24 protein-coding genes, 2 tRNA genes and 1 riboswitch are annotated in these 26,312 nt (G+C 63.2%); of the genes, 3 read left to right on the forward strand and 23 right to left on the reverse strand.

All coding sequences use genetic code 11. The annotated features are described in order from the left end of the window. Positions 1-80 precede the first annotated feature (80 nt). Positions 81-1,262, reverse strand: a complete 1,182-nt coding sequence (locus AOC05_RS07920) for a class I SAM-dependent methyltransferase (RefSeq protein ID WP_335337613.1) — start codon at positions 1,260-1,262, stop codon at positions 81-83. A gap of 184 nt (positions 1,263-1,446) precedes the next feature. Here AOC05_RS07920 and AOC05_RS20315 point away from each other — a divergent pair, with 184 nt between their 5' ends. Together AOC05_RS20315 and AOC05_RS20320 are read left to right on the forward strand one after the other, a co-directional pair. Further along, on the forward strand, positions 1,447-1,923 hold the full coding sequence (locus tag AOC05_RS20315; protein WP_250636039.1) for an MIP/aquaporin family protein: 477 nt from the start codon (positions 1,447-1,449) through the stop codon (positions 1,921-1,923). Positions 1,924-1,985: 62 nt separating this feature from the next. Beyond that, positions 1,986-2,399, forward strand: a complete 414-nt coding sequence (locus tag AOC05_RS20320; protein WP_250636040.1) for an MIP/aquaporin family protein — start codon at positions 1,986-1,988, stop codon at positions 2,397-2,399. 3 nt (positions 2,400-2,402) lie between these two features. On the opposite strand, the gene AOC05_RS07930 is transcribed toward AOC05_RS20320, so the two are convergent. From AOC05_RS07930 to AOC05_RS08005, 16 genes are all read right to left on the reverse strand, one after another. Continuing rightward, on the reverse strand, positions 2,403-2,798 hold the full coding sequence (locus tag AOC05_RS07930; RefSeq protein ID WP_062006767.1) for a YchJ family protein: 396 nt from the start codon (positions 2,796-2,798) through the stop codon (positions 2,403-2,405). Continuing rightward, positions 2,795-3,547 carry a FadR/GntR family transcriptional regulator gene (locus AOC05_RS07935; RefSeq protein ID WP_062006768.1) on the reverse strand — a complete coding sequence of 251 codons (753 nt, stop codon included), beginning with the start codon at positions 3,545-3,547 and terminating at the stop codon, positions 2,795-2,797. The genes AOC05_RS07930 and AOC05_RS07935 overlap by 4 nt, the downstream gene beginning before the upstream one ends. A 191-nt stretch (positions 3,548-3,738) precedes the next feature. After that, positions 3,739-3,814 (reverse strand) — tRNA-Ala (locus AOC05_RS07940). Positions 3,815-3,865: 51 nt separating this feature from the next. Continuing rightward, positions 3,866-3,938, reverse strand: a tRNA-Ala gene (locus AOC05_RS07945). A 103-nt stretch (positions 3,939-4,041) separates the two neighbouring features. Continuing rightward, positions 4,042-4,797 (reverse strand): histidine phosphatase family protein, encoded by a 756-nt coding sequence (locus AOC05_RS07950; protein WP_062006769.1) that lies wholly within the window; start codon positions 4,795-4,797, stop codon positions 4,042-4,044. 33 nt (positions 4,798-4,830) lie between these two features. Continuing rightward, complete coding sequence (gene rsfS / locus AOC05_RS07955; RefSeq protein WP_062006770.1) at positions 4,831-5,286, reverse strand: ribosome silencing factor; 456 nt, start codon at positions 5,284-5,286, stop codon at positions 4,831-4,833. A 25-nt stretch (positions 5,287-5,311) separates the two neighbouring features. Continuing rightward, positions 5,312-6,850: a hypothetical protein gene (locus AOC05_RS07960; protein ID WP_157374934.1), complete on the reverse strand. Its 1,539-nt coding sequence runs from the start codon at positions 6,848-6,850 to the stop codon at positions 5,312-5,314. A 7-nt stretch (positions 6,851-6,857) separates the two neighbouring features. Continuing rightward, the gene (nadD, locus tag AOC05_RS07965) at positions 6,858-7,466 is read right to left on the reverse strand and encodes a nicotinate-nucleotide adenylyltransferase (RefSeq protein ID WP_062006772.1); all 609 of its coding nucleotides are present in this window, start codon (positions 7,464-7,466) and stop codon (positions 6,858-6,860) included. A 58-nt stretch (positions 7,467-7,524) separates the two neighbouring features. Beyond that, a complete protein-coding gene (locus tag AOC05_RS07970) occupies positions 7,525-7,773 on the reverse strand; it encodes a hypothetical protein (RefSeq protein WP_154605490.1) in 249 nt (82 codons plus the stop codon). 157 nt (positions 7,774-7,930) lie between these two features. Continuing rightward, a complete protein-coding gene (locus AOC05_RS07975; RefSeq protein WP_062006774.1) occupies positions 7,931-9,220 on the reverse strand; it encodes a glutamate-5-semialdehyde dehydrogenase in 1,290 nt (429 codons plus the stop codon). 20 nt (positions 9,221-9,240) lie between these two features. Beyond that, entirely contained in the window at positions 9,241-10,392 is a 1,152-nt protein-coding gene (proB, locus tag AOC05_RS07980; protein ID WP_062006775.1) for a glutamate 5-kinase, read from the reverse strand. 4 nt (positions 10,393-10,396) lie between these two features. Next, positions 10,397-11,989 (reverse strand): GTPase ObgE, encoded by a 1,593-nt coding sequence (obgE, locus tag AOC05_RS07985; RefSeq protein ID WP_062006776.1) that lies wholly within the window; start codon positions 11,987-11,989, stop codon positions 10,397-10,399. Between the two features lie 165 nt (positions 11,990-12,154). Further along, positions 12,155-12,412, reverse strand: coding sequence for a 50S ribosomal protein L27 (gene rpmA, locus AOC05_RS18830; protein ID WP_082357843.1), 258 nt, complete (start codon positions 12,410-12,412; stop codon positions 12,155-12,157). 60 nt (positions 12,413-12,472) lie between these two features. After that, positions 12,473-12,781, reverse strand: a complete 309-nt coding sequence (gene rplU / locus AOC05_RS07995) for a 50S ribosomal protein L21 (RefSeq protein ID WP_062006778.1) — start codon at positions 12,779-12,781, stop codon at positions 12,473-12,475. 315 nt (positions 12,782-13,096) lie between these two features. After that, positions 13,097-14,686: a bifunctional hydroxymethylpyrimidine kinase/phosphomethylpyrimidine kinase gene (locus AOC05_RS08000; RefSeq protein WP_062009527.1), complete on the reverse strand. Its 1,590-nt coding sequence runs from the start codon at positions 14,684-14,686 to the stop codon at positions 13,097-13,099. Continuing rightward, a riboswitch (TPP riboswitch) is annotated at positions 14,677-14,775 on the reverse strand. It overlaps the preceding gene by 10 nt. A gap of 110 nt (positions 14,776-14,885) precedes the next feature. Then, positions 14,886-18,209 (reverse strand): Rne/Rng family ribonuclease, encoded by a 3,324-nt coding sequence (locus AOC05_RS08005; RefSeq protein ID WP_062009529.1) that lies wholly within the window; start codon positions 18,207-18,209, stop codon positions 14,886-14,888. A gap of 386 nt (positions 18,210-18,595) precedes the next feature. On the opposite strand from AOC05_RS08005, the gene AOC05_RS08010 reads away from it, so the two are divergent. After that, positions 18,596-19,225: a vitamin K epoxide reductase family protein gene (locus tag AOC05_RS08010; RefSeq protein WP_062006779.1), complete on the forward strand. Its 630-nt coding sequence runs from the start codon at positions 18,596-18,598 to the stop codon at positions 19,223-19,225. Between the two features lie 67 nt (positions 19,226-19,292). On the opposite strand, the gene ndk is transcribed toward AOC05_RS08010, so the two are convergent. The 6 genes from ndk to AOC05_RS08040 all read right to left on the reverse strand — a co-directional run bounded on the left by ndk (position 19,293) and on the right by AOC05_RS08040 (position 26,296). Further along, entirely contained in the window at positions 19,293-19,709 is a 417-nt protein-coding gene (gene ndk, locus AOC05_RS08015; RefSeq protein WP_062006780.1) for a nucleoside-diphosphate kinase, read from the reverse strand. 49 nt (positions 19,710-19,758) lie between these two features. After that, a complete protein-coding gene (locus AOC05_RS08020; RefSeq protein WP_062006781.1) occupies positions 19,759-20,190 on the reverse strand; it encodes a DUF4233 domain-containing protein in 432 nt (143 codons plus the stop codon). Between the two features lie 3 nt (positions 20,191-20,193). After that, a complete protein-coding gene (locus AOC05_RS08025) occupies positions 20,194-21,576 on the reverse strand; it encodes a bifunctional folylpolyglutamate synthase/dihydrofolate synthase (RefSeq protein WP_062006782.1) in 1,383 nt (460 codons plus the stop codon). Beyond that, positions 21,577-24,849, reverse strand: coding sequence for an isoleucine--tRNA ligase (gene ileS / locus AOC05_RS08030; RefSeq protein ID WP_062009531.1), 3,273 nt, complete (start codon positions 24,847-24,849; stop codon positions 21,577-21,579). It abuts the gene before it with no gap. A gap of 334 nt (positions 24,850-25,183) precedes the next feature. After that, the gene (locus AOC05_RS08035) at positions 25,184-25,939 is read right to left on the reverse strand and encodes an SDR family oxidoreductase (RefSeq protein WP_062006783.1); all 756 of its coding nucleotides are present in this window, start codon (positions 25,937-25,939) and stop codon (positions 25,184-25,186) included. A 9-nt stretch (positions 25,940-25,948) separates the two neighbouring features. Then, a complete protein-coding gene (locus AOC05_RS08040; RefSeq protein ID WP_062006784.1) occupies positions 25,949-26,296 on the reverse strand; it encodes a DUF488 domain-containing protein in 348 nt (115 codons plus the stop codon). Between the last annotated feature and the right edge of the window lie 16 nt (positions 26,297-26,312).

Here is a 26,312-nt window from a genome sequence, read left to right on the forward strand (position 1 = left end):
TCACCTGGCTGAATGGGGCCAACTAGGCGCGCCATGGCGGAAAGGGGCTCAAGACCGTATCCGGGAGGGGCGCGGGAACATCAGCTGACTTTGCGCGAAACTGCGACCGTGAACTTGGGGTTGCGCCCTATGATGGTGGTGCGACCGACGCGTTGCTCGAGCTGGGCACGGTAGTCCAGATGCCGGTTGTAGACGGTCCACAGCTCCCCACCCGGCGCCAGCACCCGGGCCGCGGCGTCAAAGAGTTTCAAGGCAATGCCTGCGTGGACCGTAGCACCCACATGGAAGGGCGGGTTGAGCACCACGAGTTCAGCCGATGCGGGCGCGAAACCTTCCATGGCGTCATCGCGGACGGACGTGATCCTCCCGTCCAGTCCATTGACCAGCGCCGTCGCCTCCGTGGAGGCCACGGCGGAGGCCGACTGGTCCGTTGCTGTGACCTGCAGCCCCGGCCGCGCCGTTGCCAGGGCTGCGGCAATGGCACCGTTGCCGCAACCTAGGTCGATGGCGGTCGCGGCACCCGGGCGCATCTGCGGTTCAAAGTCCAGGAGGAAGCGGGTGCCGATATCGAGTTTAGTGCCGGCGAACGTCGCCCCGTGGGCGCACAGGGTCAGGCCCAGGGCCTGGTTGAATTCGCTGTGGGGGAAGCTCGACGCCGGCGCATCCTCTCGCGGGCCGCTCACCACCAGTGGGCGGGACTTGCGCCAGGCCCTTCCCGGGATCACCTGATTGAAGTAGTGCCCGAGCACGGTGTTCATGGCCAGTGTCATGTGCTTGATCCGGCCGCCGGCGATGATCTGTACGTCGGGGGCAGCGTGGGCGTTGATGAGCTCGGCGGTCTCGGCTAGTTCCTCCAGGCTGCGGGGCAGTTGCCAGAGCACCACCGTGGCACCGGCGAAAAGTTCGCCGTTCAGGGCCATAGAGGTGAAACTGCCCTCGAGTCCAAGTCGTTGGGCATTGGCGGCTAGTGCCAGCTCCCCGGAAATTCCATCCTGGTTCACTTTGATACCGGACAAGCCATGGATTTCCGCCGCACCCAAAGTCAGCGCGCCGTACCGCTCCCCCACAATGGCAACCGAACCCACGTCGGTCCCAGCGGCCACAGCGGCAAGGGCCGAACTGGCCGTGGTGAGGATCAGCTCGTCGGTGGCGTCGTGGGCAAAGAGGTTCTCCGCCTCAATGTCGGGGAAGCGGCGCAACTGGGCAAAGTCGAATCCTGCCAGGTCCGGTGTGCCGGGTTCGCGGTCCTGCATGCCGTCCATGGTGCCCTCTCGTCGAACCCCTGCGCGGGGCACCCCTCCAGTTTAGCCGCGCCGGGCCCAGACACGGGAAGGTGGCGGTGTGACCAAGGGAACATGTGCGTTGACTCACATTTGGCTTAGAATCAAGGCAATCACTTCAGTCACGGATATGTCGCCACCATCGACGACTCAAGGGATGGAAGCCATGAGTGAAATATCGCCACTGCGCAATGCTATTCGCAACGGGAGCGGCCTGAAACGAATCGGCGGCCTATGGGGTGAGGTGCTCGCCGAGTTTCTGGGCACCTTTGTTTTGATTTGTTTTGGTGATGGGGTGGTGGCTATGGCTGTCGTCGCCCTGCCGGGCAGCGGCCGCACCGCCACGGACACCACCATTTTTGCCGCAGCCGGGGACTGGCTGCTGATCACATGGGGTTGGGCGTTTGCCGTGGCATTGGGCATCTATGTGGCGGGTGGGGTGACCGGCGCACATTTGAACCCTGCGGTGACACTGGCGTTTGCGGTACGCAGAAAGTTCGCGTGGAAGAAAGTGCTTCCCTACGTCGGCGCGCAGGTGGCAGGCGCCTTTGCCGCCGCCGCCCTGCTCTACCTGCTGTACTTCAACGCCATTGATGCGTTCAATGCAGCGGCCAAGACGGGCCGATCGGATCCCGGGGGCTGACCACGTTCTCAATTTTCGCAACTTTCCCTGCGCAGTACTTCAACGGAAACCTGACCATCCCGTTGGTCGATCAAATTGTTGGCACAGCGTTTCTGGTGCTGTTGATAGCGGCCATCGTTGATATGCGGAACCTGGCCGTCCAGGCCAATCTGGGGCCGCTGATGATCGGCCTCGCCGTTGCCGCGATTGGCATGTCGTTTGGGGCCAATGCCGGATACGCCATCAACCCCGCCCGTGATTTTGGCCCGCGGCTGTTCGCGTGGATGGCCGGGTGGGGGGACGTGGCCTTGCCAGGTTCAGTGGATGGCTCGTTCAGCTGGTACTTTTGGGTGCCCATCGTTGGGCCGCTGATCGGAGGCGTGATTGGCATCGTGCTCTACGACTGGTTCATTGGGGATGTTCTCCACGCACGCCGGGTATTGGCCGAACAGGCAGAACCTGGTCCCGGCACCCCGGAAGTGCCGGAGAGCCTCTAGGGTTCATGCCAGCGAGAGGGCTTGGACGTACAGCCATTGCCGGCCCGTGCGCACAAAACTGCTCGTCTCGCTGAAGCTCTCCCGGAGGTTCCGGTACCTGTAGTGTGCGCGGAAGCTCACCTCACCTTCGGTGTCCAGCGGGCCTCCGGCACAGGTGTCAAGGATGTCCAGTCGATACCATTGCTGCCCCGGATCCAGCTCAAGCACCGCCGGACGGTACGCCGGGTGCCAGGTCACCAGCAAGTAGTCCACATTACCCGTGGCGAAAGCCGTGAAGCGCGAACGCATCAGGGCCTGCGCCGTGGGCGGAAAGGATGTGCCCACTGCGTTCAGGAATTTGGCGCAGCAGTCACCGAAGGTATCCCCGCTTTGGCAGGGGCAGCGGTCCTCGAGGTTCATTTCAGTTGCCTTCCCTGAGGCTGTTTCTGGGCACTTGTTTGGGTGTGGAACCACTCGATGTGGTTACTCAGCGCTGCCGCGGCGCCATCGCCGTCGTGCCGTTGCACTGCGGCCATGATCTGCTCGTGCTGGGCGCGCAGGGTTGGCACAGTTCGCTGCCACTTCTCATCGCTGTCGATGGCCTCACTGACGTAGCTTTGCACGGCGAAGCGTAGTGACTCCATCATGGCCGTGACAACGGCGTTGCCAGCCAGTGAACTGAGCAGCACATGGAATTGTGCATCCAGCGCATGGAAATCCTCCCTCCCCAGTTCGGGTCCGGACATGGCCTCGAGGAGTTCGCGCAGCTTGGCCAGTTTGCCGGTGTCGTGCTCCTGCCCGGCGGCTTCCTTCGCGGCCCAGCTTTCCAACATGGTGCGGGTCTGGACGATGTCGGCGACGGGAAAGTGGCTCGTGGCCATGTGCATCCGCAACGTCGAGCCCAGCCCCGCCGACGGGTTGGCTATCACGACGGTGCCGGAGGTGGGTCCGGAGCCGACGGCCGTGCGCACCACGCCCATGACGTCCAGGATGCGGATGGCGTCGCGCACGGAGGCCCGGGAGATGCCGTGGATCTGGGCCAGGGCGCGCTCCCCGGGAAGCTGGTCCCCGACCTTGATCTTGCCGTCCCGCAAATCAGCCTCGATGCTGTGGAGCACGGACTCATAGCTGCGGGCAGTGGGGGCGGGTTCGGGATCTGGCGTGGACACTGCACCATTGTGCCATTTTTTGATGACCGCGGGGACGAAAAGTGCCCGCCGGATTCTGGGGCCGCCTCGACGCAATCCTGGCCGCGGCGTCAGGATGGCTGGCCGGGGCGTTGCGCCTCACATTCTCCGGCCAGGGCAAACAAAAGGCTCCGGCCACTCCCGTAAGGGAATGGCCGGAGCCTTTTTCGTATTGGTGGAGCTGAGGGGACTCGAACCCCTGACCCCCTGCATGCCATGCAGGTGCGCTACCAGCTGCGCCACAGCCCCCAACACTTACTATCTTTCACAAAAACCACCACAAAACACTTGCGCGTTTCGTGGAGCTGAGGGGACTCGAACCCCTGACCCCCTGCATGCCATGCAGGTGCGCTACCAGCTGCGCCACAGCCCCAAACTTGCTGCATTTCCACCCTTGACCAATCGGTCGTAGCCGGAGCAACTCGTCTATCCTAGAACACGTGTTGGCCCGGTGCCAAATCGAGGACGTCCGGGTGTCAATCCTCGACTGGTTCGGCCAGGTCCTCAGGAGCCTCGTAAGGTTCCGGCAGGGTGCCCACGTTGTGTTCAGTCAGGCGCCAATGCCATTCGTGGGCAGCCGTTGAGGATGTCTGGACGGCCTCTATCACCGACCAATGACAGTTGGAAAGCCCCGAAAGGGTCCGCCAAAGATGTTCGGGCAAGCCCATGATCTTTGCCAACGCCACACGTGTTGCCCCGCCATGGGTTGTCACCACCAGTGTGCCGCCCTCGGGAATGGTGGAGGCGTGTTCAAGAATGGCGGCCACCATGCGCTCAGCCACTTCCACCCTCGTCTCTCCCCCACCAGCCCGCACCTGCGGCTCGTCCCGGGACCAGCGTTGGATCTCCTGCGGATAGGACCCTTGGATCTCCTCGAAAGTCAGACCCTCCCATTGGCCGCCAAATGTTTCACGCAACCGCGAATCCACCACCACCTCACCTCCTGTCAACTCGGCGAGCGACTCGGCGGTACTCCGGGCTCGGGACAAGTCTGAGGAGAGGATCCGCACAGCGGGTTCCACCGCGCCCATGCTGCCCGCAAGCTTGCCTGCCAGCAGTCTTGCCGCCCTGCTGGCTTGAAGAACTCCCACCTCGTCCAGGGGTATGTCCCTTTGCCCCTGAAATCGCCGTGCAGCGTTCCAGGACGTGCGTCCGTGCCGCCAAAAGATAACCCGCCGGCGTAAACCGGCGGGCTGCAGAATTGACGACGTTGCTGAAGCGGAACCAGTCATGGTCAAGCAACTTTCTCTCGTCGCGTAGGCAAACTACTTTGCGTCTGCGGCTTCGTTCGCTGCGGCTTCGTTGGCATCTTCCGCGTTTTCCGTGTCTTCTGCGGTGGCGCGCTTGATCGACGGGTCCGACTCGGGCAGCTGCAAGTCGATGACAGGGCAGTCGGCATAGAGTCGCTCGAGGGCGTAGAAGATCCTGTCCTCTTCGTGCTGGACGTGCACCACGATGTCTGCGTAGTCCAACAGGACCCAGCGGCCACCTGAACGTCCTTCACGGCGGACCGGGCGCATGCCGAACTTGTGTAGCTCATCCTCGATGCCATCAACGATGGCATTGACCTGACGCTCCGTGGACGCCGAGGCGATGAAGAAAATGTCGGTAATGGCTAGGCGTTCGCTGACATCCAGAGCGATCAAATCCTGTGCCAATTTATCCGATGCCGCCCGCGCTGCTGCGCGAACTACTTCGATGGAATGTTCTGTTGCGGTCACTAGCGTTCCTTTGATAGATCCGGCACTAGCGGACTAGCGCGGTGATAAACACGACGGCGCCGGCGACAAGCGCCGCACCGCCAAGAATGATGCTGCCCCATTGAAGGAGCATGTTCCGGTGTGTTCTGCCCAGACCGGCCGTGACTGCGTCCAGGGGTTCAAGTCCGTGGGCGTATTCGGCAGGTATGGGTGGCATTTGCGTTCTTGTGACGGACTCGGCCGGGGCACTGTCCTGTCCCGGCACAACAGAGACCATCTCTTCCGCACGCTTGAGCGTGCTGCTCCGCCCACCCGTGAGTGGACGGTTTCCCGGCCCTGGCCTGTGCACCGCCCTGGGCGCCATGGCCGCATCAAAACGTTCAGCTTGGGGGTCGGTTGCCGGACGCTGGCGGGGTGTGGATCGGGTGATGATGGGCACGTGCGTGGTGACCGGAGGGCGCAGAACTGGCCTGTCCACCCCTGGAACGTCGACGAATTCCAGCGGGGTGACCATGGCCAGGTTGTTGGTCGCGGTGGGGTCGCTGGGAGGGCGGCGGCTCTTGGCGCTTTCCTGAGCAAGGCGTTCACGCGCCTGGGCGCGCTGGTTCAAAATGGCTGTCCGCTCAGCCTGCGCCCGTTGTTCGGCTAGCGCCTGCAACTCTGCGTTGCTCGGTGCCTGGCCCAGTTGTGCAGGTGGCCCAGCAGACACGGGATGATACGCCCCGCCAGGGACCAGCCCCTCGGTTGGCGGGTAGTTTCCCGTCGCCGGAGGCTGCCCTGCCGGAGGTTGCACTGCCGGAGGCACGACGGCGGTTGGCCCGGCGGCAGCGGTACCGCCGACCGTGGCACCGACTGTGCCGGTGGCGGAAACGTCCCCGGCGGTCTCGGGTGCTGCGGGTGCTGCGTGTGCTGCGACCGGCTTCGTTGCCGGCTGTGCGGGCAGGGTCGGGGCAACAGCCTCGACGGCTGCCGGGGACGGTGCAACCCTCCGCCCGGCCCGTGAGCGGGTGGTGTCCGGCACGGCAGGGGTGCTGGGTGCTTGTTTGGGCGGAAGCGGGGGGGCCGTCACCGCGGCCTGCTGTGCGGGCGTGGTCGGCTCCACAGCCGGAAGGGCGGGTGCCTGGACGGGCGGCAGGGTTGCGGCAGGAGGAACCACGGGATTGACACTGGTGATGGGCGCGCGTTCGGCTTCCAGTTGGGCCTGTCGCAGGGCACGCCGGGAAGGAAGCGGAACAACCGGCTGCGGGCCGGGATCCAGAAGTTCCTTGTAGGCTCGCAGGGCGGCGCGGTCCCGGGCACGGGTTTGTGAGGAGCGTTCGCGCACGACGCCGTCACCGACGGCGTTCGGCCGGGCTGCCGGCGTCGGCTCATCAAGCTGCGCCTGCGCTGCGTCGTCAAGAACGCGAACGTCAGGTGCCGGTTGGGGCGACGGGGTGGATGTGCGGCGGCCGGTCCTGTCCACTGGGGGAACTGGCGGGGCAGCCACCATTGGCACTGACGGATATCCCGCAGCGCCTGTTGATTGCTCCGGCTTGGCAGACCGCAACTCTCTGCGACTGCGGACCGGGTCCGTTTCCTTACTCATCACTTACTCATTCAGTACTAGAATTCGTCGGCAGGACACTTCCGCCCACTTCGCCATCCGCTTGAATATACAGTCCATACTTGGCAATGTATTGCACCACACCGTCAGGGACCAGGTACCAGACCGGATTCAATTCCTGCACCCGCTTCCGGCAATCTGTCGAGGAGATCGCCATGGCAGGCACCTCCAGCAAACTTACGTCGGACCGGCCCAGGTCGTCCAGCACATGCCCGGGCCGTGTCACACCTACAAAATGTGCCAAATCCCACAGCTCATCATTGTCCTTCCACGACATGATCGCGGCCATGGCGTCCGCTCCGGTGATGAAGAACAGCTCCGCGTCGGGACGCATCCGCCGCAGATCCCGCAAGGTGTCAATGGTGAACGTGGGCCCGGGCCGGTCGATGTCCACCCGGCTGACAGTGAAACGCGGGTTCGCGGCCGTGGCAATGACGGTCATCAGGTACCGGTGCTCGGCTTCACTGACTTTCCACTTTGCCTTCTGCCACGGCTGGCCCGTGGGTACAAAGATTACCTCGTCAAGCTCAAATACACTCGCAACCTCACTGGCTGCGACAAGGTGTCCATGGTGGATCGGATCGAACGTGCCACCCATGACTCCAACACGGAGACGCTTTCCGCTGCCAGCCGAAGCCGGCAGCAGGGATGTCGTCCTAGTGATGGGAGGACGCCGAATCGTCGTGAGGGCTGTGCTTGTTGGTGTGCTGTTTGTGCGGGTCATCTGTGGTTTCAACGGCGGCGTGGCGGTTGCCTAGGTTCATGAAGGAGACACACACAAACATCAACAGCAACAGCGCTGCCAGCATCACCCCTCCAACAACAAAAGGCGGCGCAATCAGCGGCGCCAATTCTTCATGGGCGGCTGCTTCGGCAAGGACGACGCCGGCGAGCTGGGTCAGCATTATTTCTCCCTATGGGTGGGCGGCTGGGCACAAAATATTTACAGCCCGGCCACAACGGCTTGGATTCCCTCTAATGGTACGCGGTAACTGCCGGCACTGGCACACCGACCCGCGGCCGGACCGGCCAGACCGGCCGTTTGGGCCACGGGCCCGGGGACTACGCCCGGATCTGGCCTTCACCCTGGACGATCCATTTGGTGGTGGTCAATTCGCCCAGTCCCATGGGGCCGCGGGCGTGCAGCTTCTGTGTGGAGATGCCCACCTCCGCCCCGAGTCCCAGCTCTGAACCATCGGTGAAACGGGTGCTGGCGTTGACGATGACGGCCGCCGAATCAATTTCGGCGATAAACCTCTCAGCGTTGGCAAGATCGTTGGTCAGGATCGCCTCGGTGTGGCCGGTGCTCCATGTACGGATGTGCTTGATGGCGTCGGGGAGTGAATCAACCATCTTCACGGCCAGGTCAAGGTCCATGTACTCGGTGGCCCAGTCCTCATCCGTGGCGGGGAACCCTGTAACGCCCGCCGGGAGCACCGCCTGTACCCGTTCATCCACATGAAGTCTCACACCGGCGTCGGACAACGCTTTCAAGACAGCCGGCAGGACGGTGGCGTCCTTGTGCACCAGGAGTGTCTCCACCGTGTTGCAGACGCTGGGGCGCTGGGTTTTGGAATTGAGTAAAATCTCCACGCACATGTCCTCAGGGGCACTGCTGTCAATGAAGATGTGCACATTGCCTTCGCCGGTCTCAATGACGGGCACGGACGCGTTCCGGACCACTGTCTGGATGAGCTCGCGCCCGCCGCGCGGAATCAGGACATCCACTTCTCCGCGTGCGCGCATCAGCACGTTGGCGCCCTCACGGCCATACTTGTCCACCGATTGCACGGCATCCGCCGGGAGGCCGACAGCGTCAAGCGCGTCGCGCAGGATGGTCAAAAGGGCTTCGTTGGTGTGGGCCGCGGCAGTCCCGCCGCGCAGCACCACGGCATTGCCGCTCTTGAGAGCCAGACCGGCAATGTCTACGGTGACGTTGGGGCGTGCCTCGTAGATGGCTGCCACCACGCCCAAGGGGACGTTGACCTGGCGCATGCGCAGGCCGTTGGGCAGGGTCGCACCGCGCACCACGTTGCCAACAGGGTCAGGCAGGGTGGCGAGGTTTTCCAACGCATCAGCCAGCCCCTGGACCCGCTGTTTTGTCAGTGTGAGCCGGTCAAGCATGGCAGCCGAGGTGCCGTTGGCTTTGCCGGCCGCCAGGTCCTGAAGGTTAGCGGCCAAGATTCGGTCCTGGTTGGCGAGGAGCGCCTCGGCAATGGCCCGCAAGCCCTTGTCCTTCCACGCACGGTTGGCGCCGGCCATGCGACGCGAAGCGCGCCGGGCACGTGCCAAGATGGCGTGGACGTCATCGGAAAGCTGCGTGGCGCTTTGTTCAACAATCTGCTCGGTCATGGCCCTAGTCTAGGGCACACCTAGTTGTTGAGCAGGACCAGGTCATCCACGTGAACCACTTCGCGTTCGTACTGACGACCCAATTCCTTGGCGAGGTCCTTGGTGGAGCGTCCCAGCATTTGCGGCAGATCCCCGCACGGGTAGTTCACCAGGCCGCGCGCAATCACGTGCCCGGCGGAATCGGCGATCTCCACGGCGTCCCCCGCTTCAAAGTCTCCGGTGACCGCGACGATGCCAGCGGGCAAAAGCGACTTGTGCCGTTCACTCACGGCCCGAATGGCGCCGTCGTCGAGCACCAGTCGCCCGCGAATGTCCGCCAGGTGTGCCAGCCACAGCATCCTCACGGGACGTTTGTTGCCGTTGATGCTGAACCAGGTTCCCACGTCCTCGCCAGCGAGTGCGGCCGCAGCGTTCCCGGTGGAGGTGACCAGGGCGGGGATGCCGGTCTCGGCGGCAATCAGTGCCGCCTGTACCTTGGTCGCCATCCCACCGGTGCCGATGCCTGCTGCGCCAGCCGTGCCGATGACAATGCCTTCGAGGTCTTCCGGAGAATCCACCTTGGCGATGCGTTGAGCACCCTGCGACGGCGGTCCGTCGTAAAGGGCATCCACATCCGAGAGCAGTACCAGGGCATCAGCCTTCACCAGGTGGGCTACCAGGGCGGCCAAACGGTCGTTGTCACCAAAACGGATCTCGTGGGTTGCCACCGTGTCATTTTCGTTGACGATCGGCACTACGCCCAGGTGCAACAGCCGCTCCAACGCACGGTGCGCGTTGACGTACTGGTGGCGCCGAGTCAAGTCCTCCGCCGTCAGCAAAACCTGTGAAACAACTACACCATGGCCAATGAAGGCATGATTGTAGTGGGCCATCAGCAGGCCCTGGCCCACGCTGGCCGCAGCCTGTTGCGTGGCCAGGTCCTTGGGGCGCCGGGCCAGACCAAGCGGGCGCAACCCGGCTGCGATGGCACCGGAGGAAACCAAAATGACCTCCGCCCCAGCCAGACGGCGTTTGGCCAGCACTTCAACCAAACTATTCAGTGCCGGCACTGAGATTCCGCCGGCCACACTCGTCAACGACGACGAACCAACCTTGACCACGATCCGCGCCGCTGAGGCGATCGACGAACGTGAACCGCCAGCGGACAGAACCGTTTCCCCGTGTGAGCCCATCCTTCTAGGACGCACCACCTTCAGCGTCGAGCTCCGCTTGAATGACGGCAGCCTTGCTGTGCTTGGGGTTGGTTGATTCGGTCCAGATACCGGCTTTACGCTCCGACTCAAGTTCCGCGCGGGCTGCCGCCTTGGCGTCACGGCGGTCCTGCTGCTCTTCACGCTTCTGCGCCCTGGTGGGGCGGTCGCCCAAGTCGAGCAGTCGCAGATCGGTGCCGCGAGGGGCAGCCAAATGCTCGGCGCCACCCATCATGGTGGGCTCCCAGTCGAAGATCATACCGCCGTCTTCACCAATGATGACGGTGTCCCCGGGTGTGGCACCGGCCTTGAACAGGCCAGCTTCCACGCCAGCCTTGGCCAGGCGGTCCGCCAAATAGCCAATGGCTTCCTCGTTCTGGAAGTCCGTCTGATGCACCCAACGCTCAGGCTTTTCGCCCAAGACCCGGTACAGCGGCTGCAGGTTCTTCTCTTCCCTGCGGATGGTGAAGGCTGTTTCGTTGACGGCGCGGGGGCGCAACACCACAGGTTTTGCCTTGAGCGGCGCGCTGGCGATGGCGTCGCGGGCGCTCTGAACGATCTCGGCCATGGCAAAACCGAGCTGGCGCAGGCCTTCGTGGCTCGTGGCGGAGATTTCAAAGACCCGGTAGCCTCGGGATTCAAGGTCACCCTTGACAAATTCGGCCATGTCCCGGCCGTCTGGGGAATCAATCTTGTTCAACGCCACCAGCTTCGGGCGCTGATTCAGGGGCACCACGTCGCCGTCGGATCCGGCGAAGCTCATGTCTACGGCGTAGTTGTCCAGTTCACGTTCAATCACGGCCAGATCCGAGAGTGGGTCCCTGTCGGCTTCCAGCGTGGCGCAGTCAAGGACGTGCACCAGGGCTGCGCAACGCTCCACGTGGCGCAGGAAGTGGTGACCTAGGCCCTTGCCTTCGCTGGCACCTTCGATCAGGCCCGGAACATCGGCGATGGTGAAGCGGACGTCCCCTGACTGCACCACGCCCAGGTTAGGGATCAAGGTGGTGAAGGGGTAGTCAGCGATCTTGGGCCTTGCCGCCGACATCGCAGCAATCAGGCTGGACTTGCCGGCGGAGGGGAAACCTACCAACGCGATGTCGGCTATGGATTTCAGCTCTAGGACGATGTCCCGCTCGTCGCCATCCACACCCAGCAAAGCAAAGCCGGGCGCCTTACGTTTTTGTGAAGACAGGGCCGCGTTACCGAGTCCGCCTTGGCCGCCGGCTGCTGCAACAAATTCGGTGCCCTCGCCCACCAAATCGGCAATGACATTGCCGGCTTTGTCCTTCACGACGGTTCCGTCGGGGACGTTCAGGATCAGGGTTTCCCCGATCTTGCCGTCACGCCAGTCACCCATGCCCGGGCCACCGTTGGTGCCGTGGCGGTGCGGTGCGTGGTGGTAGTCAAGGAGCGTGGTGGTCTGGGCGCTCACGCGCAAGATGACGTTGCCGCCATCGCCGCCCTTGCCGCCGTCGGGACCACCCAGGGGCTTAAACTTTTCGCGTTTTACCGAGACGCAGCCATGGCCACCTGTCCCGCCGGATACGTGTAATACAACCCGGTCAACAAAGCTGGCCAATGGATTCTCCTTGATTAGTACTACTTTGATTCACACTGCAGTTGCACACTTATTCTAGTCCGCTGGAGGGACTGTGGCCTGGTGCCGGCCACACGCAAAAACACGGCGTGTTAAAACACAGTGGAGCGAGCCAGGCGGCCCGCTCCACTCGCGAAAACTTTGCTATTAGACCGCAGCTGCGACGATGTTCACGACGCGTCGTCCGCGACGCTGACCGAACTCGACCGCGCCTGCATCCAAGGCGAACAATGTATCGTCCTTGCCACGACCAACACCCTCACCGGGGTGGAAGTGGGTGCCGCGCTGACGAACGATGATTTCGCCTGCCTTGACAACCTGACCGCCGAAGCGCTTTACACCCAAGTACTGAGCGTTTGAATCACGACCGTTGCGAGTGGAACTCGCACCCTTTTTATGTGCCATTTGAAATGCCTACCTTTTGACTAAAAGTAACTGTGAAAGAGGACCTACTACGACGCGCAATTACGCGATCGAGGTGATCTTGACCTTGGACAGTTCCTGACGGTGGCCCTGACGCTTCTTGTAACCGGTCTTGTTCTTGAACTTCTGGATGACGATCTTCGGTCCACGAAGATCCTCCAACTTCTCAGCCGTAACCTTCACATTAGCCAGGTCCTTTGCGGCGGTGGTGATTTTCTCACCATCAACCAGCAGCAAAGCGGGCAGCTCAAGCGTGCTGCCGACTCCACCGGGGACGCGGTTCATGGTCACGTGGTCTCCAACGGAAACCTTTTCTTGACGGCCGCCTGCGCGGACAATCGCGTACACCACTGGGGAACTCACTTCTCTCGACGTTATTACAAAGAATTAATGTGCCTCAACGCCGTGGACCTCAATGGAGTTCTACCATGGAGTGGTTGCCCTAAGTGTTGGCGTAAGCACCGAAGATCAAGAATACGCTAACTCTTGCCCCGGCCGCAAATGAGACTGATTCCGTACCGCTGGGATCGGTCAGGGCGAACATTCATCCGCCTGTTCCAATCCCGCTCAACGGAACCGTGCACCACTACTTTAGCGTGCTTTGGCGCCAACAGTTTCCCATACGCGTTTCCCGGGCCGTGTCGTGTGCTACTGATGCCAGTGGCGTTAATCACGTGCGACCCTGTGCGGGGTGCTGTCAGCGTGCAGACGTGGCGCATCAAAGAAGTCCACTTCGAACTGGGCGGAGTGCGCAAATGCCGCCCGCATCCGCTGGCGCTCACGCTCCGATCCCCGGCGTGCGGCGGCATCGGCAATCTCCACGGCCGTCCTGGTGGCCTCGGCGAATTCCTCGTCGGCATACGTTGCAAGCCACTCGCCGTACGGGTGTGCACCCTCCCGCCCGGAACCGACGGCGTCCAAGGCTACCGTGCCGACGCCGTCAAAGATTTCCTTTTCGGCGGCCACAAATTGTGCGTGCAGGACCCTGCCCACCTCCGCGTACAGCCAATAGCAGGGCAGCACCGCTGCCACCACTTCCCCATAGCTGCCGCTGAAGGCCGCCGCTGCCAGATGGTCAACGTAGTGCTTAGTCACAGGCCCCATCAGGTGCTTGTGCGGGTTTTTGGACAACCACACCTTGTGCAGTTCCAGCTCTACCGCGAGGCAATTTTGTGCGCCCTGAGCCCAAAAGCGTTGCTCCTCCTCGGTGGGAGCGAGGGCGCTGGCATGGGCCAGGACACGCGAATATGCGCCAAGGTAGAGCGCGTCCTGGACCAGATAGTAGCCAAAGTGTTCGCGCGGCAGCGTCCCCGCGAGTAGTTCCTTGATGAAATCGAGTTCAAAGATGGCCGCCCGCTGCCCGGAAATCTCGGCCCACAGGCTGGCACTGAACTCGCCACCCTGAGGCGCCGCGGTCGCCCACAGCGCATGAAAGTGATTCAGTGGGCCCCTGCCCTGCCCAACATTTAGTTCGCCGGAGGCCTGTAACGCTTGCGTCAGCCAGGCCTTGGCCTTCCCCACGCTTGCGGACCATTCCCCGGTTTGCGCCTGCAACGTGGCCACGGCAGCCGAGAGCGTGCACCCTGTGCCATGTGTGTTGGCAGTGTCCACCCGTGCCGCGGTGAATTCAACCAGCGAACCGTCCGGGGCAATGAGCGCGTCCGGGCAAACATCCGAGGCAAGGTGCCCACCCTTGACCAACACCTGGACGTTCCTGGCCGCGGCCAATATTTTGCCTTGATGGAGGGCTTCCTCCCACGTGCGGGCTTCCGGCTCGCTCACCAACACTGCCAGCTCGGGCAGGTTGGGTGTGACCAGGTGTGTGTGGGCCAACAGCTCGAGGAGAGCCTCCCTAGCCTCTCCTGAAATCAGCGAATCCCCGCTGCTTGCCACCATGACCGGGTCAAGGACCACCACGGCAGGCCGGGTTTCCTCCAGCCAGTCCCCTACAGCCCTGATCACCTCCGCATTGGCCAGCATGCCGATCTTGACGCTGTCAATGGCGATGTCCTCGCTGAGTGCTTCCAACTGCTGCATGAGGAAGTCCACGGGTGGGATGTGAACGCTGCGCACACCCTGCGTGTTTTGCGCCGTCAACGCCGTGATTACGGTCATTGCGTACCCGCCATGGGCACTGATGGCCTTGATGTCCGCCTGGATGCCGGCGCCTCCGGAAGGGTCGGAGCCGGCAATGCTCAGCACTCGCGGATGGTCGGGACGGCCCTGGAAAGGTGTGGTTAAAGTGTCGTACGTCAAAAGGACATCCCTTCGCCGGTATTAACCGGGCAGGTTCAACGGGTCTTTTCTCAGCCGGACCGATTGTCTAGGCACCCCGTGTCGATCTCCACCCTAGCCTTCCGCCGCCCACTTAAAAAACCAGGTACCAGAAGCTGCCTTCCGTCAACTGAACCACGTTGCTGGAAAGGCGTTTCTGGTACCTGGTGCCGACGTTCGGCTAGAGTTCGGAGGCTGGAACCCCGACACCGAGCATGATGATGGGCGCCGCGTCCTTCTTGCTCGCCACGGCCGGCGTTGGTACGACGGCGGCGGCGCTGCTGTGCTGGGCCGGGCCATGCCCTGCTGTGGCACCGTCAGAGGTTTCCACTTTCATGTCTGCTCCGCCCTGGGCGCTTCTGGCGCTTCGGTTCCGGCGTCCACGCCGTGAGCGCTGGCGGTTATCCGCGTGGGCCTGATCAGGGGCTCCCCCATGGCTTTCCGACAGCTGGTCAAGGGCAACGGCGAGTTCGGCCAGCTGCTCGGCATGGTCTGTGTCGGTGGCGGTGTCGTGGTGGTGTCCGCGCGGCAGTTCAATGGCTTCCCCGGCAAGTGTCAACGTGGCGGTGTCAACGACGCTGGCTGTCAGGGGCTGCGCCGGGGCAGGCTCGGCGTCGTGGTGCGCCGCGGCCGCTGCTGCTGCAATGTTTGCTAGGGCCGCACGGGCCTCGGTTGCCTTGTGTGCCTTCTGCGCTTCAGCAGCCTCGTCAACGACAGGTACGTGAGGCACATGGGTCTGCTCCGCTTCGGTCGCCATGTCCTGCTCGCCGTCGTGGCCCGGCTGTGAACGGTTGCGGTTGCGCTTGCGTTCGCTTCGGGTGGAGCGGTTGGCCATGCGTTCGCCGTCACGGCCCTCACTTTTGACCACATGCGCCTGCTGCGCCACGTGCGCCTGGTGCGACTCAGCGGCAACAGTGTGGACGCGGCGGTGCTCAACAGGGATCTCATGGGTGACCATGCCGCGTCCGGCACAGGCCTCACACTGCTCACCAAAGACTTCCAGCAGGCCGGTGCCCATGCGCTTGCGCGTCATCTGGACCAGGCCAAGGCTGGTCACCTCGGCCACCTGGTGCTTGGTCCGGTCGCGGCCCAGGCACTCCACCATGCGGCGCAGCACCAGGTCGCGGTTGGATTCCAGGACCATGTCGATGAAGTCGATGACGATGATGCCGCCAATGTCGCGCAGGCGCAGCTGGCGGACCACTTCCTCGGCAGCTTCCAGGTTGTTCTTGGTGACGGTCTCTTCCAGGTTGCCACCTGTCCCGGTGAACTTGCCTGTGTTGACGTCAACCACTGTCATGGCCTCGGTCCGATCAATCACCAAGGAGCCGCCCGAGGGCAAGAACACCTTGCGCTCAAGAGCCTTGGAGATCTGTTCGTCAATGCGGTGGGCCGCAAAAATGTCATCGGGCTTGCTCCACTTTTCCAGGCGGTCCAACAGGTCCGGGGCCACGTAGGTCACGTAGGCCTCAATGGTGTCCCATGCCTCCTCACCGGAGACGATCAGCTTGGTGAAGTCCTCATTGAAGACGTCACGAACCACCTTGATGGTCAGGTCCGGTTCACCGTAGAGCATTTCCGGGGCCGGCGTCTTGTGGCCGGTGGCACGGGTGTTGATGCCTTCCCACTGGGCCCGCAGCCGGTTGATGTCGTTGGTCAGTTCCTCTTCGCTGGCGCCCTCGGCAGCCGTGCGCACAATGACGCCGGCGTTTTCTGGCAGGTGGTCCTTCAGGACGCGTTTGAGGCGGTTGCGTTCGACGTCGGGCAGTTTGCGCGAGATTCCGGTCATGGAACCCCCCGGGACGAATACCAGGTACCGTCCGGGCAAGGAGATCTGGCTGGTCAGGCGGGCACCCTTGTGACCCACGGGGTCCTTGGAGACCTGCACCAGCACCGTGTCCCCTGATTTCAGTGCGTTTTCAATGCGGCGCGGCTGACCGTTGAGGTTGGCGCCGTCCCAGTCGACCTCGCCGGCGTACAGCACGGCATTGCGGCCGCGCCCAATGTCGACGAACGCAGCCTCCATGCTGGGCAGCACGTTCTGGACCTTGCCGAGGTAGACGTTGCCAATCAGGGAGTCCTGCTGGGTTTTGGAGACGAAGTGCTCGGCCAGGATGCCGTCTTCCAGGACCCCGATCTGGATGCGCTCGTCGTTTTGGCGCACCACCATGACCCTGTCTACAGATTCGCGGCGGGCTAAGAACTCCGCTTCGGTGATGACGGTGCGACGACGGCCGGAGTCGCGTGAGTCGCGGCGGCGTTGCTTCTTCGCTTCCAGCCGGGTGGAGCCGCGCAGGCTCGTGACCCGGTCGCTGGAGGTACTGGTTTCACCCGGCGTGCGGGGGGCCCGGACCTTGGTGACGGTGTTGGGCGGGTCCTCGTCCGTGCCACCGCTGAGTTCCAGGTCAGCTTCGCCACGGCGGCGGCGACGACGACGACGCGATGTCACGCCGTCGTCGTCGCTGTCCTCGCCGTCCTCGCCATGGGCGGCGTTGGCAATGGCGTCGCCTGACTCCGATGCTGTGCTGGAACTGCGGCGGTTGCGGTTGCGCCCACGGCCACGGCGGCCATCGGCGGACTCGTCAGCATCTGTTGCGTCATGGACGTCGGCGTCGCCGTCCGCATGGGCAGCAACCGTGGCGGGGACAACCACGCTGAGGTCCGGGGCCAGGAACAAGGCGGACATACCGGCGCTCGGGGACAGGAACAGAGACTCGGTGGCGCTTGGCGCGGCTTCTTCCTCGGTGGGCGCGGCGGCATGAGCTGCGGGCGCCTCGACAGGGGTTTCGACAGGAGTTTCGGCCGGGGCTTGGGCCGGGGCTACCTTCACTGCCGGCTTGCGACGGCTGCGGGTGGTTTTTGCTTCGGACACGGCTTCCTCGCCGGCCAGCTGTGCGGGCGCTTGAACAACGGCGGCCTCCACAGAATCCGCCTCGGTTGCGGGCTCGGTCTTCTTGACCGCACGCCTGCGTACGGCGGCCTTCTTGGCGGGGGCCTGGGCAGCCTTGGCGGGGGCCTGGGCAGCGGGCACCTCTGAGGCGGCCGCCAGTTCCAGCTCCCCCAGCGCTTCCTGGGCAACGGATTCCTGCGCCACGGATTCCGCAGCGGTGCTGGCCAGGGGACTCGCCACAGGAGCGCTGGCCTGGGGCGCCGTGACGGGTGCCGTGGCGCGGCGGCGAGGCGCCTTCTTCGCGGGGGCAGCCACGGCAACAACCTCAACGGCGGGCGCGGCCACCTCGACGGCGGGGGCCTGGACGGTGGCATCGATGAGGCCGTCGAGCAGGCTCGGCTCCGCCTCAATCTTCTTAGCACGGCTGCGGCGCACGGGCGCCTTCTTCACAGGGGCCTCGGCGGCAGGCGCAGCTTCGGCCAGTTCTTGCACAGTCGCGGTGACGGCCTCAACGCTAGCGGAGGGGGAGGTGACCTTCGCGGTGGCCCTGCGGCTGCGCTTGGCCTTCACAGGGGCTTCCGCCGTTGTTGCTTCCACTGATTCTTCATTAACCATTGCGGCATTACTTTCGCGCCATGAAAACATCCCCACATCGGATGCCTTCATAGCAGATGTGTCAACACCCGCAGGCGCTGACGGAAGTCGTCTGATTTCCCCTTAGGCGGCACCAACTCCTGGGTGCTGCAAGCTCTAAGAAGCCGCTGGCCCGCCGCATCCGCAGCATTCTGCGTGAAAACCGCCGGTGGATGGCTGCCAAGTGCTGGAGCCTCATCACCGGCAGCCCCTTGGGCGTGCCATCGGACTGAGCAACGAATGTGGATCGCCGGCCAGCCACCTATATTGTCTCACACACACCTCGCCTCCGCCCCGTTATACGTACGGCGCGCCAAGTTTCACAAGCTACAATCAGGACACAATAGCCCCGGATAGAAAAGGCCCTCATGCCTCTCCCCCGCGTTTCCGCTTCCCTCTCGCAGGAAGCCGCACTGCCCTCCATGGTGCGGGCACGGCCTTTCGGCTGGTTCCTAATCATCACCGGCGCCATTGGCTGGCTCGCCTCGGCAACACTGGTGCTGGAACGGATCCACCTGTACAACAACCCCGATGCCAAGGTCAGCTGCGACTTCAACTCCTGGATCTCCTGCGGTGACGTCATGAAGACCCCCGAGGCTGCCATCCTTGGTTTCCCCAACCCGTTCATTGGCGTCGCCGCGTTCGTCATCCTCATCACCACCGGCGTGGTTTTGCTGGCCGGGGCCACACTCAGCCGCTGGTACTGGGTTTCCCTGCAGGTCGGCATCACCGCCGGATTCGCTTTGGTTTGCTGGTTCTGGTTCACGGCCGTGTACACACTCGCCATCTTGTGCCCTTACTGCATGATCGTCTGGGCCGTGATGATTCCGCTGTTGGTCTGGATCACGCTCCGCAACCTCCAACATGGGGTCTTCCGTGCTCCCGCTGCCCTGACCAAGTTCCTCACTGACTGGGCCTGGATCATCGTCGGCCTGATCTACGTCGCAGTCATCGCTTCAATCTTCTTCAAGTTCATGTACGCCATCTTCGGCGCCTAAACCATGGGCCGACGCGCGAAAGGGCACCTCCTGATGGAGGTGCCCTTTCGTTTTACTTCAGTTTGGCTTAGCCGAACCAGATGCCGATCTCGCGTTCAGCGGAGAGCACCGAGTCGGAGCCGTGTACCAGGTTTTGCTGGACCTTCAGGCCCCAGTCGCGACCGAAGTCACCGCGGATCGTGCCGGGAGCGGCGACTGTTGGGTCTGTTGCGCCAGCCAAGGAGCGGAAGCCCGCAATGACGCTGTTGCCTTCAAAGATTGCCGCAACAACCGGGCCGGAGAGCATGAACTCAACCAGCGGTTCGTAGAAGGGTTTGCCAACGTGCTCCTCATAGTGCTGCTCGAGCACTTCACGGGTCGCATTGACCATTTCCAGCTGGGCCAGCGTGTAACCCTTCGCTTCGATGCGGGCCAGGATGGCACCGGAGAGGTTGCGGGTGACGCCGTCGGGCTTGATCAGGACAAGGGTGCGCTCAATGCTCACAGAAACTCCACTTCTTCGTTTAAATTGTTTTCATGACCATTCTACGGGTTTACACTTGCGCATCGGGGTGAGCGGCGTCCCAGTGCGCTTGTTGGCGGGCCCGCTCACGGTTGTCCCGGTCAATACGGGAACCTGCATGCAGGGCGTACCACCAGGAGACACCAAACAGGATGCCCACAACGAACATAGACGGTTCCCAGAAGCCGCCAGCAAGTAGCAGCAGCTGCAAAACCCAACCGAACCCCGCACCCCACTTCTTGCCCATGAAGGCGCACGCGGCAACGAACAACACCGCCATGATGCCCGCCACTACTAGGTAGGCGGGGTTCTTCCCGTTCAGGCCGAACAGGGCCAAGCCTAAGAACAACGCCACAAAGGCCTCAAGCAGAAGCACCGTGGAGGCGAACATGGTCTTGGTGGAGCGCAGCTTCTTGGGCATGCCTGGGCGCCATTCGCGTTGCGCCTTAGTCAGTTTCGCCATGTCCTAGGCCTCTTCCTTCTCGCCGGGACGGCCCAACAGGATCCGGGCCTCCCCCACAACGGTGATGGAGCCGGTGATCAGCACGCCGCCGGCCAAATCGTTGTTGGCCTCGGCGCGTTCCACCGCCCATTCGATGGCGTCGTCAAGTTTCAGTGCAATGTGGACGTCGTCCTCGTCCCAGCCCAAGTCCAGGGCCATTTCGGCCAGCTCGTCGGCAGGGATGGCACGTGGCGAGTTGGATTGCGTTAGGCAAATTTCCGCAGCCTCATCCCCGTACGCTTCCTTGAGGGAACGCAGGATCCCCTCAGCGTCCTTGTCTGCCAGGACGCCCAGCACCACCACAAGCTTGCTGAAGGCGAACGATTCCTGCAGGGCAACTGCGGTGACGGCGATGCCGGCCGGGTTGTGGGCGGCATCCACCACAATGGTAGGCGAGGTGCGCAGCACTTCCATCCGGCCAGGTGAGCTGGCATTGCCGAAACCTTCCTGGACTAGATCCAGGTTCAGTTCCTTCTCGCCGCCGCCAAGGAATGCTTCCAGGGCGGCAAGGGCGACGGCGGCGTTTTCTGCCTGGTGTTCCCCGTGCAGTGGAAGCAGGATATCCGGGTAGCGACCGGCCAGCCCCTGCAGGGTGATCATTTGCCCGCCCACGGCGATGGTGCGTGATTCCACCCCGAACTCCACGCCCTCAAACCGGAATTGGGCGTGCATTTCGCGGGCCTTGTCCAAAATGACTTGGGCTGCGTCTGCTGGCTGTGCCGAACTGATCAGGAACGCGCCTTCCTTGATGATGCCTGCCTTTTCACGGGCGATCTGACCTGTCGTGTCACCTAAGAGCTCCACATGGTCCAAGGAGATGGGGGTGATGACGGCCACCTGGCCGTCGCCCACATTGGTGGCGTCGGTAATCCCGCCCAGGCCCACCTCCAGAACCGCCACGTCAACCGGCTCGTCGGCAAAGATGGCGTACGCCAGGATCGTCAGGGCCTCAAAGTAGGTCAGGCGCACCTCGTTGGCGGCCTCCAGTTCCGTGTCCACAATCTGCAGATAGGGGCGAATCTCGTCCCAAATCCTCACAAACGTGGCGTCGTCCACGGGCGCGCCGTCAATGCTAATGCGCTCGGTCACCTTGCTCAGGTGCGGGCTTGTGTACCGGCCCGTGCGTAGCCCGTGGGCGAGCAGGCCGGACTCGATCATCCGGGCTGTGGAAGTTTTTCCGTTGGTGCCGGTGATGTGGATGATGGGGAAGGCCTTGTTCGGCTCACCCAGGATGTCCATGGCACGGAACAGTGGGGCAAGACGGGGTTCCATCTTGTTTTCGGGAGCACGGCCCAGCAGTTCCGCATACACGCTCTCGACTGAAAATTCGTCGTGGTCGGTAGTCATTTAAGCGATCGTCCGTTCAACAGTGATGGTGGTTTCAACGTCACCAGGGATAAGTTCAAGCTTAAGCGTCAAGGTCTCCTTTTTGACCAGCTCGGCGTTGGCGTGCAGGGCATCCACAACATCCTGCGGTGCGCTGATGATGGTGCGGATGCGGTCGCTGACATTGAGCCCGGCGTCCTTGCGGGCCTGCTGGATGGCGCGCACCATGTCACGGGCGGCGCCTTCGGCCTCAAGTTCGGGTGTCAGCTCGGTGTCCAACACCACGAAGCCGCCGTGCGGCAGCATGGCGACGGCACTCTGCCCGCCGTCGGACGCCTCGGTCACCATGGTCTCCAGCGTGTACTCGGAGGGTTCCAGGGCTAGGCCTCCGGCGGTGACGACGCCGTCGGTGATGGACCAGTCGCCGCTCTTGGAGCCCTTGATGGCCAGCTGGACGTTCTTGCCCAAGCGCGGGCCGGCCGCCCGTGCGTTGACCACCAGCTTGGAGGTGATGCCAAATTCTTCCGGGGAGGCGTCAGAGGCATCGACGAAGCGGACGGTGCGGATGTTCAGTTCCTCCGCGACGATCGCGGCACCGTCGTTCAGCAGTGCCGCGTTCGGGGCCACCACCGTCAACTCCTGCAGGGGCAGGCGGACGCGCAGCTTCGCGGCCTTGCGCAGGCTGGAACCGGTGGAACAGATCTGCTGGATCTTATCCATCTGCTCCACGAGGGCGGCATTGGAGACGAAAAGCTCGGCGTTGGGCCAGTCGGTCAGGTGCACGGAGCGCCCACCGGTGAGCCCGCGCCAGATTTCTTCGGTGACCAGCGGCAGCAGCGGGGCGGCAACCCGGCACACGGTTTCCAACGCCGTGTAGAGCGCGTCGAAGGCGTCGGCGTTCTCATCGAAGAAGCGGCCACGGCTGCGGCGCACGTACCAGTTGGTGAGCATGTCCAGGTAGTTGCGCAGGGAATCGCAGGCCCCCGAGACGTCGTAGTCATCTAGTTTGGCGGTCAGCTCCCGCACCAGGTCGCCGGTGTTGGCTAGCAGGTATTGGTCCATGGTGTCGGTGTAGCCGTCAAACCGCAGTTTCGCGTCGTAGCCTTGGCCGTTGTTAGCGGTGTTCGCGTACAGGGTGAAGAAGCTGTAGACGTTCCACAGGGGCAAGATGACCTGGCGGACGCCGTCGCGGATGCCTTGTTCGGTGACCACCAGGTTGCCGCCGCGCAGGATGGGGCTGGACATCAGGAACCAGCGCATGGCGTCGGAGCCGTCGCGGTCCAGGACCTCGGAGACGTCCGGGTAGTTGCGCAGCGACTTAGACATCTTCTGCCCATCCGAGCCGAGCACGATGCCGTGGCTGATCACGTTCCTGAACGCCGGGCGGTCAAAGAGGGCCGTGGAGAGGATATGCAGCATGTAGAACCAGCCGCGAGTCTGCCCGATGTATTCGACGATGAAGTCGGCCGGGTTGTGGGTGTCGAACCAGTCCTGATTCTCGAACGGGTAGTGCACCTGGGCGTAGGGCATGGAGCCGGAATCGAACCAGACGTCCAGGACGTCCTCAACTCGGCGCATGGTGGACTTGCCTGTGGGGTCATCCGGGTTGGGCCGGGTCAGCGCGTCGATGAACGGACGGTGTAGGTCCACCTCACCGTCGTTGTTCACCGGCAGGCGGCCAAAGTCGGCCGCCATCTCTGCGAGGGAGCCGTACACGTCGGTGCGCGGGTACTCGGGGTCATCGGACTGCCACACGGGGATGGGGCTGCCCCAGTAGCGGTTGCGGGAGATGGACCAGTCGCGGGCGTTGGCCAGCCACTTGCCGAACTGGCCGTCCTTAACGTTGCCGGGGATCCAGTTGATGTCCTGGTTCAGCTCCACCATGCGGTCCTTAAACGCGGTGACTTCCACGTACCAGGAGGAGACGGCCCGGTAGATCAGGGGTGTGCGGCAGCGCCAGCAGTGCGGGTAGCTGTGCACATAGCTGGCCTGGCGGACCAGGCGCCCGGCGTCCTTCAAGACGCGTGTGATGCTCTTGTTGGCGTCGAAGACCTGCACGCCTGCGATCTCGCTCAGCGGCCCTTGCGCAAACAGGGGTAGGAAGTTCGCACCCTCATCGACCGAGAGAACCACGGGGATGCCGTACTGCTCGCAGACCTTCTGATCCTCTTCACCGTAGGCGGGGGCCTGGTGAACGATTCCGGTACCGTCGGTGGTGGTCACGTAGTCGGCGAGCAGGAACTGCCAGGACTTGGCCGTACCGTACTTTTCGTCATCGGCAAAGTAGTCCCACAGCGGCTCGTATTTCAGGCCCTCAAGTTCGGCACCCACGTAGCTGGCGGTGACCGCGGAGGTCGCGGCAGCAGCGTCGTCGTACCCCAGATCCTTGGCGTACGCGCCCACCAGGTCCGCGGCCAGCAGAAATTTTCCGGCGCCAGCTGTCGTTCCGTGGGGTCCCACCGGCACGACGGCGTAGCTCACCTGCGGCCCCACGGCGAGGGCCTGGTTGGTGGGCAGGGTCCAGGGCGTGGTGGTCCAGGCGATGGCGGCAACCCCGGCCAGTTCCTGCGAGAGTGCGGATTCGCCGGCCAGGATGGGGAAGGTGACAGTGACGGTCTGGTCTTGGCGGTCCTTGTAGACGTCCTCGTCCATGCGCAGCTCGTGGTTGGAAAGCGGCGTCTCATCCTTCCAGCAGTACGGCAGCACTCGGTAGCCGTTGTAGGTCAAGCCCTTGGTATGGAGCTGCTTGAACGCCCACAGCACGGACTCCATGTACTCGACGTTGAGTGTCTTGTAATCGTGTTTGAAGTCGACCCAGCGGGCCTGGCGAGTGACGTATTCCTGCCATTCGCCGGCGTATTTCATGACGGAGGCACGGCAGGCGTCGTTGAACTTGTCGATGCCCATGGCCTCGATCTGGGCCTTGTCGGTCATGCCCAGCTGCTTCATCGCCTCCAACTCGGCGGGAAGCCCGTGCGTGTCCCAGCCGAAGCGACGCTCCACGCGGCGCCCGCGCTGTGTCTGGTAGCGGGCCACCAGGTCCTTGGCGTAGCCGGTCAGCAGGTGCCCGTAGTGGGGCAGGCCGTTGGCGAAGGGGGGGCCGTCGTAGAAGACAAACTCGTTCGAGCCATCCTCACCTGCGTCGCGGGCGTCGATGCTTGCCTGGAAGGTGTCATCCTCTGCCCAGTATTTCAGGACGAGTTCCTCCACCTTCGGAAAACTCACGGAGGCGGGAACGTGGTGGGAGTCGGCGTGCAGGCCGGTGGCGGCGGTTGCCTTCGGGAAGTGGGTCATCACATCATCCTGGTTGTTGGCGTGCATTTCAGGATGCAAGGACGGCTTGCGCCGCGGTACCACCTCGCTTACCGTCCCTGGTTCCAGGTGCGGCCGCTCATTAACTGCTGTGACGGGCTTACCCGTCCGGTTCTACTGGCTTTGCTATTGCTGTTTGCAATTGCGCCGCGTTCTTCCGGAAGCTCACCGGTGATGGCCGGATCATAGCTTTGTTGCCCATTCTACGGGATGCGCGGAGCTGGTGTGCGCCCCGTTCGTGGCGGGTGTGGCGCACAACACTGCTATGCGCCGCATCCGGGGTGGGCGGGGCGCATAGCAGTGCAGTGGGTGGCGGTTATTTGCGGATGAGCTTGTGGTTGGCGGCCTGGGCCACGGGTCGGATCACGATCTGGTCCAGGTTGATGTGGTGGGGAAGTCCGACGGCATAGCTGACCACCCCGGCCACGTCATCGGCAGTGAGGGGTTCGGCCACGCCCGCATAAACTTTTTCGGCTGCGGCCTGATCGCCGCCAAGCCTGTTGAGGGCAAATTCCTCGGTGTGAACCAGGCCGGGAGCCACCTCGATGACGCGCAGGTTATTTTCGACTTCCTCAAGGCGCAGCGCATTGGTCAGCGCGTGCTGGGCAAACTTCGCGGCGTTGTAGCCCGCCCCGCCTTCATAGGCCACGAGCCCGGCGGTGGAGGTCAGGTTCAGCACCGTGCCGCGGCCGTGGGCACGAAGGGCAGGAAGGAACGCTTTGGTCATTTTCAGGGTGCCCATGACGTTGGCCTGGAACATCCATTCCCAATCGTCGTTGTTGGCCGAGCCCACCGTGTCGGCCCCGCGGGCTCCCCCAGCGATGTTGATCAGTGTGTCGAGGCCGCCGTTCTCGCTAACGAACACGGCCAAGGCGTCGATGTCTTCGTCCTTGGTGATGTCTGCGGCGAACACCTGCGCACCGGTTTCCCCGGCCAGACGTTCTAGGCGGTCGGCGCGGCGTGCAACGGCCACCACCTGCCAGCCTTCGGAGCGGAGTTTGCGGACGGTGGCCTCGCCGATGCCCGTGCTGGCTCCTGTGACAACTGCATGCTTGGACTTGTTTTCAACCATGCATCAAATTTAGCGCCCCGACGCGTCCAGGAATTCCAGCAACACGGCCGCCTGGTTCATGATCGGGTCCTTGGCCCCGTAGAGCAGGACCACCTTGGGGTGCGCGGCCAACAAGTCCTGGAGCGTGCCCACGGCGTCGTTGGCGGCAAGTTCGGCCCTGTAGTGGCGCTGAAAAGCGAGGAACCGCTTGGCCTGGTGGTCAAATTCATTGCGAACCTCTGCGCTGGGCGCTACTTCCTTCAACCACACGTCCACCTTGTCCTTGCTAATGCCGCGCGGCCACAATCTGTCGACCAGCACCCTAAATTCCCCGGGCTCGGGCTGTTCGTACACACGCAATATTCGCACGGCGCTCATATCGGCATCCTAGTCC

Origin of the sequence: Arthrobacter alpinus (genome assembly GCF_001294625.1) — a bacterium.
Lineage (GTDB): Bacteria > Actinomycetota > Actinomycetes > Actinomycetales > Micrococcaceae > Specibacter > Specibacter alpinus_A.

Coding starts and splice junctions, on each gene's coding strand:
- AOC05_RS07920 (WP_335337613.1), bottom strand. CDS start 1,262: ATGGACGGCATGCAGGACCGCGAACCCGGCACACCGGACCTGGCAGGA.
- AOC05_RS20315 (WP_250636039.1), top strand. CDS start 1,447: ATGAGTGAAATATCGCCACTGCGCAATGCTATTCGCAACGGGAGCGGC.
- AOC05_RS07930 (WP_062006767.1), bottom strand. CDS start 2,798: ATGAACCTCGAGGACCGCTGCCCCTGCCAAAGCGGGGATACCTTCGGT.
- AOC05_RS07950 (WP_062006769.1), bottom strand. CDS start 4,797: ATGACTGGTTCCGCTTCAGCAACGTCGTCAATTCTGCAGCCCGCCGGT.
- AOC05_RS07960 (WP_157374934.1), bottom strand. CDS start 6,850: ATGAGTAAGGAAACGGACCCGGTCCGCAGTCGCAGAGAGTTGCGGTCT.
- nadD (WP_062006772.1), bottom strand. CDS start 7,466: ATGGGTGGCACGTTCGATCCGATCCACCATGGACACCTTGTCGCAGCC.
- AOC05_RS07970 (WP_154605490.1), bottom strand. CDS start 7,773: ATGCTGACCCAGCTCGCCGGCGTCGTCCTTGCCGAAGCAGCCGCCCAT.
- AOC05_RS07975 (WP_062006774.1), bottom strand. CDS start 9,220: ATGACCGAGCAGATTGTTGAACAAAGCGCCACGCAGCTTTCCGATGAC.
- proB (WP_062006775.1), bottom strand. CDS start 10,392: ATGGGCTCACACGGGGAAACGGTTCTGTCCGCTGGCGGTTCACGTTCG.
- rpmA (WP_082357843.1), bottom strand. CDS start 12,412: ATGGCACATAAAAAGGGTGCGAGTTCCACTCGCAACGGTCGTGATTCA.
- AOC05_RS08005 (WP_062009529.1), bottom strand. CDS start 18,209: ATGGTTAATGAAGAATCAGTGGAAGCAACAACGGCGGAAGCCCCTGTG.
- AOC05_RS08010 (WP_062006779.1), top strand. CDS start 18,596: ATGCCTCTCCCCCGCGTTTCCGCTTCCCTCTCGCAGGAAGCCGCACTG.
- AOC05_RS08020 (WP_062006781.1), bottom strand. CDS start 20,190: ATGGCGAAACTGACTAAGGCGCAACGCGAATGGCGCCCAGGCATGCCC.
- AOC05_RS08025 (WP_062006782.1), bottom strand. CDS start 21,576: ATGACTACCGACCACGACGAATTTTCAGTCGAGAGCGTGTATGCGGAA.
- ileS (WP_062009531.1), bottom strand. CDS start 24,849: ATGACCCACTTCCCGAAGGCAACCGCCGCCACCGGCCTGCACGCCGAC.
- AOC05_RS08035 (WP_062006783.1), bottom strand. CDS start 25,939: ATGGTTGAAAACAAGTCCAAGCATGCAGTTGTCACAGGAGCCAGCACG.
- AOC05_RS08040 (WP_062006784.1), bottom strand. CDS start 26,296: ATGAGCGCCGTGCGAATATTGCGTGTGTACGAACAGCCCGAGCCCGGG.